The sequence below is a fragment of the Maribacter flavus genome, from assembly GCF_008386635.1.
Taxonomy (GTDB): domain Bacteria; phylum Bacteroidota; class Bacteroidia; order Flavobacteriales; family Flavobacteriaceae; genus Maribacter; species Maribacter flavus.
Genome location: NZ_VUOE01000001.1, coordinates 2,027,984 through 2,037,759, shown reverse-complemented (window position 1 = coordinate 2,037,759; position 9,776 = coordinate 2,027,984). Strand labels below are relative to the sequence as shown.

Sequence of the window (9,776 nt, the reverse complement as noted above, 5' to 3'; positions counted from 1 at the left end):
CTTAGACTGCCCTTGCTCTTTGCGCTGTTCTCCATGGTTTTTTACTATAGTCTAGCCTTTCAGTTGGAACGAACGGACTATGTAAAGCTTTTTACTCTATTTGCGGCACTTTTCTTTTTCTATTGGAAACTTATCCAATTCGAAAAATGGAACTTTCGGTTTCTGTTGGTATCTGGAATTTTGTTCAGGCTGATTTTTATCCCGCTTGAGCCCCACTTGTCCCAGGATTATTTTCGTTTTATTTGGGACGGGGAACTCGTCATAAACCTTTTGAATCCGTACTTGGAAGTTCCAAACACCCTTATTGAAAATCGGGACCTTCCCATTGCGAACGCACAGGAATTGCACCAGGGAATGGGTAGTCTAAGCGCCAAACATTACAGCAGCTATCCTCCTTTGCACCAAATGGTATTTGCCCTTGCGGCACTGTTAGGCGGAAAGTCCATCTTGGGCTCAATTGTAGTTCTAAGAAGCACGATTATCCTGGCCGATTTGGGTATCTTTTATTTTGGCCGGAAACTATTAAAAAACCTCAATAGGTCCCCGCACCTTATCTGTTGGTACTTTTTGAATCCCTTGGTCATCGTTGAACTCACCGGTAACCTTCATTTTGAAGGTATCATGCTGTTTTTTCTGGTGTGGTCGCTGTATTTATTGTCCCAAAACAAATGGCAGCTTGCGGCCATCGTCATGGCCTGTTCCATATCGGTCAAATTGGTTCCCCTGCTTTTTATGCCCTTGTTCTTAACATATTTCGGACTAAAAAAGAGCCTGCCTTTTTATCTTATAATCGCAGGTATTTCGATCCTATTGTTTTTGCCTTTTTATGACCCTGCCTTTTTAACCAACTATACAGAGACTGTCGGACTCTGGTTTTCAAACTTTGAATTCAATGCAGGCTTCTACAATGTGGCAAAACGCGTTGCCATTGCCATGGATGAAAAACCCTGGAAATTCATAAAGGAGTATGGCAAAATTGTTCCTTATTTAACCTTAATCACGGCCCTACTCCTTACTTTTCTAAGGAACAATAAGGACCTCCTAACACTCATGGCTTCCATGATGTGGCTGCTCACAATGTATTACATGATTTCAACAACGGTCCATCCGTGGTACATCATTTCGGTATTGCTTTTGGGCGTCTTTAATTCTGTTAAGTTTCCTGTAATCTGGACAGGTATGATCGTTCTCAGTTATTTTGCCTATTCCCAAGTGAACAATGAGGAAAATTTACTCCTTCTGGCTTTGGAATATGCCGTGGTATTGGGTTTTATGGGATATGAAATTTTCGTGCATCCTAACAAAAAGTAAGCTTTTTGTAAAAAATAGGCCCATTCTTACTTAGGTTCAATTTAATTTGTACTTTTACTTCATTATGAACGAGAAGCTTTACATTTCTATTTTTACGAGTATCAGTACTCCCATCAGTCCGTTCGTATCTCGCCGTCGTCGCCCGTAAGGGTTGTACATTTTTAATGGAATTAGGTGAGTCCATTTCCGCACGAGCAAAATCTTATTTTTATTTCTTATTAAAATCCAAACATGGCAATGAAACTAGTTGTTGCTAACGAATCACATTTTAAATATGCACAGATTATCTGCGATACCATCGCGGAATCCGCCAAGGTTCGTGGAACGGGGATTGCAAAGCGCACTCCAGAATATATTCAAAAGAAATTGTCCAACGGAAATGCAATTATTGCCTTGGACGGGGACAAATTTGCCGGATTTTGCTATATCGAAGTATGGGGCCATGAAAAATTCGTGGCCAATTCTGGGTTGATCGTACACCCTGATTATAGAGGTCACGGACTTGCAAAGGCCATTAAGGGTAGGATTTTTGAACTGAGTAGGGAGAAATTCCCAAATGCCAAAATATTCGGAATCACTACAGGATTGGCAGTAATGAAAATCAATTACGATCTTGGATACCAACCTGTTACATTTTCAGAACTAACGGACGACCCCGAATTTTGGAAAGGTTGCCAAACCTGTAAAAACTTCGATATTCTGACCCGTACCGAGCGTAAAATGTGTCTTTGCACGGGAATGCTTTACGATCCGGAACGCAAGGAAAAGGACAAGAAGAAAAAGGAGATTAATAGCAAATCCTTTAAACGATTAAAAAGTATCAAGGAGGCCTTGTTCTTTAAAAAAGAGAATAAATAATATCAAATTGATTCCCAATTAGGGAACTAAATAGAATAAGTAATGAAATTAGTTTTAGCATACAGCGGTGGATTGGACACCTCCTATTGCGCCAAATATCTATCAAAGGAAAAAGGATTTGAGGTCCATGCCGTGAGCGTAAATACAGGCGGGTTTACTCCTGAGGAAATTAAAAACATTGAGAAAAAGGCCTTGGAACTTGGCGCCACTTCCTACACCTCTATTGATGCCGTACAGACGTTTTATGAGAAAGTGGTCAAGTACCTAATTTTTGGCAACGTATTGAAGAACAATACCTATCCGTTATCGGTAAGTGCCGAACGTATCGTTCAAGCCATAGAGATCGTTAACCATGCCAAGAATATAGGGGCCAAATACATTGCCCACGGTAGCACGGGAGCCGGTAACGACCAGGTGCGTTTCGATATGATTTTTCAGATAATCGCTCCGGAAATAGAAATCATCACCCCCATCCGTGACAACAAATTGGCCAGGGAAGTCGAGATCAAATATCTACAGGAAAATGGGGTGGACTACCCTTGGGAAAAGGCCAAATACAGTATCAACAAAGGACTTTGGGGAACTTCGGTTGGGGGCGAGGAAACTTTGACTTCTGAAAAGGCTCTGCCGGATAGTGCGTATCCCAGCCAGTTGGAAGAAAAAACGCCAACGAATGTTAAACTGACCTTTAAAAAAGGAGAATTGGTCGCTTTGGACGGAACCACCGATACTCCCGTAAACAACATAGAAAAATTGGAAGCAATGGCCTCCAAATATGCCATTGGCAGGGATATCCATGTAGGTGATACCATTATTGGAATTAAGGGGAGGGTAGGTTTTGAGGCAGCGGCCGCCTTAATCATCATTAAGGCCCACCATCTTTTGGAAAAACATACTTTGACCAAATGGCAACAATTTCAAAAGGAGCAGCAAGGTAATTTCTATGGGATGCTGTTGCACGAAGGACAATATTTGGATGCCGTCATGCGGAACATCGAGGCCTTTTTAACCGATACCCAAAAAACGGTGTCGGGCGATGTGTTCGTGAGTTTATACCCCTTCCAGTTTCGATTGAACGGTATTTCCTCACCACACGACCTTATGAATGCCTCCTTTGGAAGTTATGGCGAAATGAACAAGGGCTGGACGGCCGAGGAAGCCAAGGGCTTTATTAAAATCCAGTCCAATGCGGGAAAAATATACAACCACGTAAATCAAGGCAATGATTAAAGCGGGTATTATTGGAGGTTCGGGATATACTGGGGGGGAACTCATACGGATAATATTGAATCACCCTGCAGTGGAAATCGATTTTGTTTATTCCACTACCAGGGCCGGTAAGGGTTTATATACTGCGCATCCCGACCTTTTAGGGCTGACCGATATGCAATTTACCGGAACCGTGAATCTTGAGGTGGATGTTGTCTTTCTTTGCTTGGGACATGGGAATTCCTCCCAATTTTTATTGGAAAACAACTTTTCCGAGAAGACGGTAATCATCGATTTGAGCAACGATTTTCGGTTACAGGCCGATGCCAATTTCAACGGAAAACAATTTGTGTACGGTCTGCCAGAATTGAATACTTCCGATATTGAATATGCCCAATACATCGCCAATCCCGGATGTTTTGCCACGGCCATTCAATTGGCGCTGTTGCCATTGGCTAAGGCAGGAAAGTTATCGGACAAGATCCATGTAAACGCGGTCACAGGAAGTACAGGTGCGGGCATAAGCCCTACGGACACCTCCCACTTTAGCTGGCGCAGCAACAACGTAAGTTGGTATAAGCCCTTTACGCACCAGCATTTGGGGGAAATCAACGAAAGCCTGCGTTCCTTTCAGCAACCTATTGGCGAATTGTTTTTCCTACCAAACCGGGGGAATTTTACACGGGGCATTTTTGCTACGGCTTATACGGATTTTTCAGGTTCCTTGGAAGATGCCAAATCCCTGTTCAAGGAGTATTATACCGATGCCATTTTTACGCATGTTTCGGAAGAACCTATTAGTCTAAAGCAAGTGGTAAATACCAACAATTGCCATATACACCTGCATAAACATAACGATACCCTTTTGATAACATCGGCCATCGATAACTTATTAAAAGGAGCATCCGGACAGGCGGTACAAAATATGAACCTGATTTTAGGGTTGGAAGAAAATTTGGGACTGAATTTGAAAGCTGGGGTTTTTTAATGATAGTGAAATAGTGGATTAGTACGTTAGAGGGATAGTGAATAAAATCGAAGATTTTCTAAGCACTGTTAACAACGAAAATCCAACAACGAATAACGAAAAAGGGAAATGAAAATAGCGATCATAGGAGCAGGTAATCTGGGACTTTCCATTGCCAAAGGAATTCTGAACAGCAACGGTGCCACGAGCATGTACCTGACCAAACGTAATGTAAGGTCCATCTCTGAATATGAGAAATATGGCAATGTTACTGTCACACCGGATAATAGGGAAGCGGTTGCCAAATGCGATATCCTGATTTTTGCGGTGCAGCCAGGGCATTTTGCAAGTATTCTGGAAAGTGTCAAAGACCTGTTCACGGACAATCATGTCATTATCTCCACCATCACGGGATTTGAGTTGAACAGGATTGAGGACGTAATTGGAACAGACAGATACATCATTAGGAGTATGCCCAACACGGCAATTTCCGTTGGTGAATCCATGACCTGCATCTGCAGTAATGAAAAAGGCAAAAAACGGATCGAATTGGCCAAAGCCATTTTCAATAGGATGGGGCACTCCATGGAAATTCCGGAATCGCAGATGCAGGCAGCAACGGTAATCTGTGCCAGCGGCATCGCTTTTTGGATGCGGTTGATCCGCGCCACCACCCAAGGTGCCATTCAGCTTGGTTTTGATGCCAGGGAAGCACAAGAACTGGCCATGCATACCTGTAATGGTGCCGCAAAATTATTGATTGAATCCGGCAACCACCCGGAAGAGGAAATAGACCGGGTAACGACCCCCATGGGCTGTACCATCCAGGGCTTGAACGAAATGGAGCACCAAGGTTTAAGTTCCTCATTGATCCAGGGTATTGTGGCATCCTACGATAAAATTACCGAGTTTAAGAAGAGGTGACGTATTGGGAATTAGGGGATTTGAAGATTAATGGATTGATTGATGTGTGGATGTGAGGATTGGTGGATTGGTTAATTTGAAGATTTGTGGATTGGTGGATTGATTGATGTGCGGATATGAGGATTGTTGGATAAGTGAGTTTGTGAAATAGTGTACTAGTGGGATAGAAAGTAATCCAATAATTGACATTTTTTACTTGAACTTAATATTTGAATTTGAGTTTGAGTTTGAACTGGACCCTTGGACTTGATACTTAAAAATATAATTAACGATTAAAACAAACACCCCGTAAAATACCCTCTTTGGGGGTTAGGGGGCTCATGATATGAAACTATTCGACGTATACCCTTTGTACGATGTTACTCCGGTTTCGGCCAAAGGAATTGTAGTTACCGATGCTAAAGGACAGGAATATTTGGATTTTTACGGTGGTCATGCCGTAATTTCAATAGGTCATTCACATCCGCACTATGTGAAACGGATAAAGGACCAGTTGGACAACATCGGGTTTTATAGCAATGCCGTTCAAAATCCGATTCAGGAAGAACTCGCCGAAAAGCTGGGCAAACTTTCAGGCTGTGAAAACTACAATCTTTTCCTTTGCAATTCAGGGGCGGAGGCCAACGAAAATGCCCTGAAGATGGCTTCCTTTATTACTGGAAAATCCCGGATCGTCGCCTTTAAAAATAGTTTTCACGGCAGGACTTCCGCTGCGGTAGCGGCGACGGACAACGCTTCCATCAACGCTCCTATAAACAAGCAGCAGCAAGTTACCTTTTTGGACTTGGACGATGCGGAAGGCTTGAAAAAAGAATTGAACAAGGGCGATGTATGTGCCGTCATCATAGAAGCAATCCAAGGGGTTGGTGGCTTGGACGAGCCATCGACACAATTCTATCAAAATATAGCCGCGCTGTGCAAGGAACATGAAGCGGTCCTCATCGCCGATGAAGTACAATCGGGTTACGGAAGAAGTGGAAAATTCTTCGGTTTTCAGCATCATGGGATTGAACCAGATATTATAAGTATCGCAAAAGGCATGGGAAATGGATTTCCGGTAGGTGGTATTCTATTGCATGAAAATATCAAGGCAAGTCACGGCATGTTGGGCACCACTTTTGGAGGAAACCATTTGGCCTGTGCCGCTGCACTCGCCGTTTTGGAAGTGATTGAGGAAGAGAATTTAATAGAAAATGCCGCCAAGCTTGGCTATTATTTTACAAAAAAGGCAACCGAAATCCCCCAAGTGAAGAGGGTGAAAGGCAAAGGGTTGATGCTAGGGTTGGAATTTGGTTTTGAAGTGGGTCCGTTGCGAAAAAAATTGATCTATGACCATCATTTGTTCACGGGGGGTGCCAAGGACAAACATGTGCTGCGAATTCTACCGGCCCTGAATATTACTGAAAAGGATATCGATATATTTTTTGAAGCCCTAAAAGCCGCATTGAAGTGAACAAACAGTTGGACATAACGACCAGAAACGCCGTGCTTACGACCATGGCGCAACTGATTTCCATGGAGAAATCGGCCTTGTTGGCCGCCAACAAATTAGATCTGGATAATTACGACGGGGCGGATCTGGCCATGGGCGACCGATTGAAAGTGGACGATGCCAAAGTAGCTGGTATGATCTCCGCCTTGAAGAAATTGGCATCGGAACCGGACCCTTTGGGCATTGAACGTTTTGCCTTTTCCCATGAAAACGGTATTAAGGTCAGTAATAGAACTGCGCCCTTTGGAACCATCTTGATTATCTATGAATCAAGGCCCGATGTTACCATTGAGGCGGCGGGAATCGCCTTTAAATCGGGCAACAAAATTTTATTGAAAGGCGGCAAGGAGTCCCTGAACAGCAACCTATTTTTGGTAGAACTTTGGCATAAGGCGCTGGAAGAGCACGAGTGTCCTAAGGATTGGGTGACCTATTTAGAATTTGACCGTACACAGACCCAAGCCTTTTTGGAACATCCAACGCAGAAATTGGATTTGATAGTCCCTAGGGGCGGGGAAAAATTGATTGCCTTTGTAAAGCAACATGCCCGCTGCCCGGTCATCGTAAGCGGTAGGGGCAACAATTTTGTATATGTGGATACCGATGCCGATTTACAGATGGCCCTGGACATTATCATCAATGGGAAGGCCTCGAAAATATCGGCCTGCAATGCCTTGGACAAGGTGTTGATTTCAAGGGATTTGCCAAGAAAACAAGAGTTTTTGCACCACCTCATCCAATCTTTAAAAAAGCACAAGGTCGAGATTCTGACCGATGCAAAGTTGGAAGGATTGGAAGGCACTTCGGTCATGCCCAATGAAAAAGTATGGTACGAGGAGTTTTTGGATTATAAAATACTCATAGGGCAGGTACCGGATTTGGACGAAGCGATAATTACCATCAACACGTATGGCGGCGGGCATTCTGCCGTAATAGTCACAAACAATGAGGAAAAGGCAGCCGAGTTTCTGAATTCCGTGGATGCTGCCGCAGTTTATCACAATGCATCCTCCCGCTTTACGGATGGGGGCGAATTTGGACTGGGAGGTGAATTGGCCATCAGTACGGATAAATTACATCAAAGAGGGCCTATCGGCCTTCAACATTTGGTGACCAACAAGTGGTATGTGAAAGGAAATGGGCAAATAAGATAGATGGTTTATAATAGTTTGGAATGCAGAGTGCAGAGTTAAGAGTATGTTGAGGTAGATAAAATAGAATGGATGTTAGATGTTAGAAAATAGATAGAGTCTAATGTGTAGCCAACAGCTTTCGACAAATAACAAAAATCGTCCCGCGAACAGCCAATAGCGAATAATGAAAAAAAGGATTTTATTAAAAATAGGCTCTAATACCCTTACCAAGGAAACCGATCAGATTTCCAGAGGTAAGATTGAGGATATCGCACGGCAAATCGCCAAACTGAAAAACGATTATGAATTCATCATCGTAAGTTCCGGGGCGATCGCCGCTGCAAAGCAGTTCGTAAAATTGGAACACAATGGGAAGGAAATTACCGTGAAACAGGCATTGGCGGCTATAGGTCAGCCGCACCTCATGCGCATCTATCAGGAGAATTTTAGGGAGTTGGGACTGTTCACTTCGCAATGCCTCCTTTCCTATTCCGACTTTGAAAAACCGGAATCCAAGGAAAATATCAAGAACACCATCAATGTCTTGGTAGAAAATAATTTTGTTCCCATCATCAATGAAAACGATACGGTGGCAACGGACGAAATCAAATTCGGTGATAACGATAAATTAGCGGCATTAGCGGCAAGCCTTTTAGATGTGGATGTGTTGATCATCGCCACAAATACAGATGGCATATATGTCAAGGATACTATCCACGATTCTAAACCACAGACAATCCCGGAGGTAATGAATATTGAGGAACTGGAAAAAGAAATAAGCTTGGAAAAATCCTCCCACGGTACGGGCGGAATGGAATCCAAGATGCAGGCGGCCAGAATCGCAAAAAAGGCCCGCATCGAAACATGGATCGTAAACGGGCTCAAGGATAATTTTATTTTGGATGCAATTGAAGGAGCATCGAACTTTACAAAAATAGTAGTATGACGCATTATTTATCCATTAAAGACATTGATAATTTATCCGTATGGGTAAAGGAGGCAAGAATTTTAAAATCGCAACCAAAGGCAGATAAAAACCTAGGAGCGAATAAAACCATTTGCATGCTCTTCTTTAATAATAGCCTTAGGACACGTTTGAGCACCCAAAAAGCGGCGATGAATCTGGGCATGGACGTAATGGTCATGAATTTTGGAAGCGAGGGTTGGACCTTGGAATACGGGGATGGTACGGTGATGGACCAAAACACATCGGAACATGTCAAAGAAGCGGCCCAAGTGGTTTCCCAATTCTGTGATATTGTGGCCATTCGTGCCTTTGCTACGCTGACCGATAAGGAGCAGGACGAAGCGGAAGTTGTCCTGAACGGATTCAAAAAATACGCCGGTATTCCCATTGTCAATATGGAAAGTTCCGTAGGCCACCCTTTACAGGCCTTGGCAGATGCCATTACCTTAGAAGAGCACAACAGCAAGGAAAGACCAAAAGTTGTGCTGTCGTGGGCACCACACCCCAAGGCGCTACCCCATGCCGTTGCCAATTCCTTTGTGGAAATGATGCAGCTACAGGAAGCAGATTTTGTCATTACACATCCCAAAGGATATGAACTTAATCCAGCTATTACGAAGGATGTCCACATTGAATACGATCAGGAAAAAGCCCTGCAAGATGCAGATTTCGTATATATAAAAAACTGGAGCAGTTATAAGGAATATGGCAAGGTCCTGAACCAAGATCCTAATTGGATGATGACCAAAAAGAAGCTGGGGTCTGCAAAATTCATGCACTGTTTGCCGGTTCGAAGGAACGTCGTGGTCGAGGATGCCGTCTTAGACAGCGATCAGAGTTTGGTCATTGAACAGGCCAATAACAGGACATATGCGGCCCAAATCGTTTTAAAGAAAATTCTGGAAAACCTGTAAC

General features: G+C 43.3%; 9 protein-coding genes. All 9 read left to right on the top strand.

All coding sequences use genetic code 11. The features are described from left to right. The coding region (locus F0361_RS08795) for a mannosyltransferase (protein ID WP_246160844.1) at positions 1-1,311 on the top strand (1,311 nt) is incomplete at its 5' end. Positions 1,312-1,548: 237 nt separating this feature from the next. Beyond that, positions 1,549-2,169 (top strand): GNAT family N-acetyltransferase, encoded by a 621-nt coding sequence (locus tag F0361_RS08790; RefSeq protein WP_138257350.1) that lies wholly within the window; start codon positions 1,549-1,551, stop codon positions 2,167-2,169. A 42-nt stretch (positions 2,170-2,211) separates the two neighbouring features. Then, complete coding sequence (gene argG / locus F0361_RS08785) at positions 2,212-3,399, top strand: argininosuccinate synthase (RefSeq protein ID WP_154918068.1); 1,188 nt, start codon at positions 2,212-2,214, stop codon at positions 3,397-3,399. Then, on the top strand, positions 3,392-4,366 hold the full coding sequence (argC, locus tag F0361_RS08780; protein WP_154918067.1) for an N-acetyl-gamma-glutamyl-phosphate reductase: 975 nt from the start codon (positions 3,392-3,394) through the stop codon (positions 4,364-4,366). The genes argG and argC overlap by 8 nt, the downstream gene beginning before the upstream one ends. A 108-nt stretch (positions 4,367-4,474) precedes the next feature. Beyond that, on the top strand, positions 4,475-5,269 hold the full coding sequence (gene proC, locus F0361_RS08775; RefSeq protein ID WP_154918066.1) for a pyrroline-5-carboxylate reductase: 795 nt from the start codon (positions 4,475-4,477) through the stop codon (positions 5,267-5,269). Between the two features lie 325 nt (positions 5,270-5,594). Continuing rightward, on the top strand, positions 5,595-6,722 hold the full coding sequence (locus F0361_RS08770; RefSeq protein ID WP_154918065.1) for an aspartate aminotransferase family protein: 1,128 nt from the start codon (positions 5,595-5,597) through the stop codon (positions 6,720-6,722). Further along, positions 6,719-7,915: a glutamate-5-semialdehyde dehydrogenase gene (locus F0361_RS08765; RefSeq protein WP_154918064.1), complete on the top strand. Its 1,197-nt coding sequence runs from the start codon at positions 6,719-6,721 to the stop codon at positions 7,913-7,915. The genes F0361_RS08770 and F0361_RS08765 overlap by 4 nt, the downstream gene beginning before the upstream one ends. Before the next feature lie 160 nt (positions 7,916-8,075). After that, on the top strand, positions 8,076-8,840 hold the full coding sequence (gene proB, locus F0361_RS08760; RefSeq protein WP_138257036.1) for a glutamate 5-kinase: 765 nt from the start codon (positions 8,076-8,078) through the stop codon (positions 8,838-8,840). Then, positions 8,837-9,775 carry a Rossmann-fold NAD(P)-binding domain-containing protein gene (locus tag F0361_RS08755; RefSeq protein WP_154918063.1) on the top strand — a complete coding sequence of 313 codons (939 nt, stop codon included), beginning with the start codon at positions 8,837-8,839 and terminating at the stop codon, positions 9,773-9,775. The genes proB and F0361_RS08755 overlap by 4 nt, the downstream gene beginning before the upstream one ends. The last annotated feature ends 1 nt before the right edge of the window (position 9,776 follow it).

What these genes read in the sequence shown, in the direction of transcription:
- F0361_RS08790 (WP_138257350.1), top strand. Translation starts at nt 1,549, where the DNA reads ATGAAACTAGTTGTTGCTAACGAATCACATTTTAAATATGCACAGATT.
- argG (WP_154918068.1), top strand. Translation starts at nt 2,212, where the DNA reads ATGAAATTAGTTTTAGCATACAGCGGTGGATTGGACACCTCCTATTGC.
- argC (WP_154918067.1), top strand. Translation starts at nt 3,392, where the DNA reads ATGATTAAAGCGGGTATTATTGGAGGTTCGGGATATACTGGGGGGGAA.
- proC (WP_154918066.1), top strand. Translation starts at nt 4,475, where the DNA reads ATGAAAATAGCGATCATAGGAGCAGGTAATCTGGGACTTTCCATTGCC.
- F0361_RS08770 (WP_154918065.1), top strand. Translation starts at nt 5,595, where the DNA reads ATGAAACTATTCGACGTATACCCTTTGTACGATGTTACTCCGGTTTCG.
- F0361_RS08755 (WP_154918063.1), top strand. Translation starts at nt 8,837, where the DNA reads ATGACGCATTATTTATCCATTAAAGACATTGATAATTTATCCGTATGG.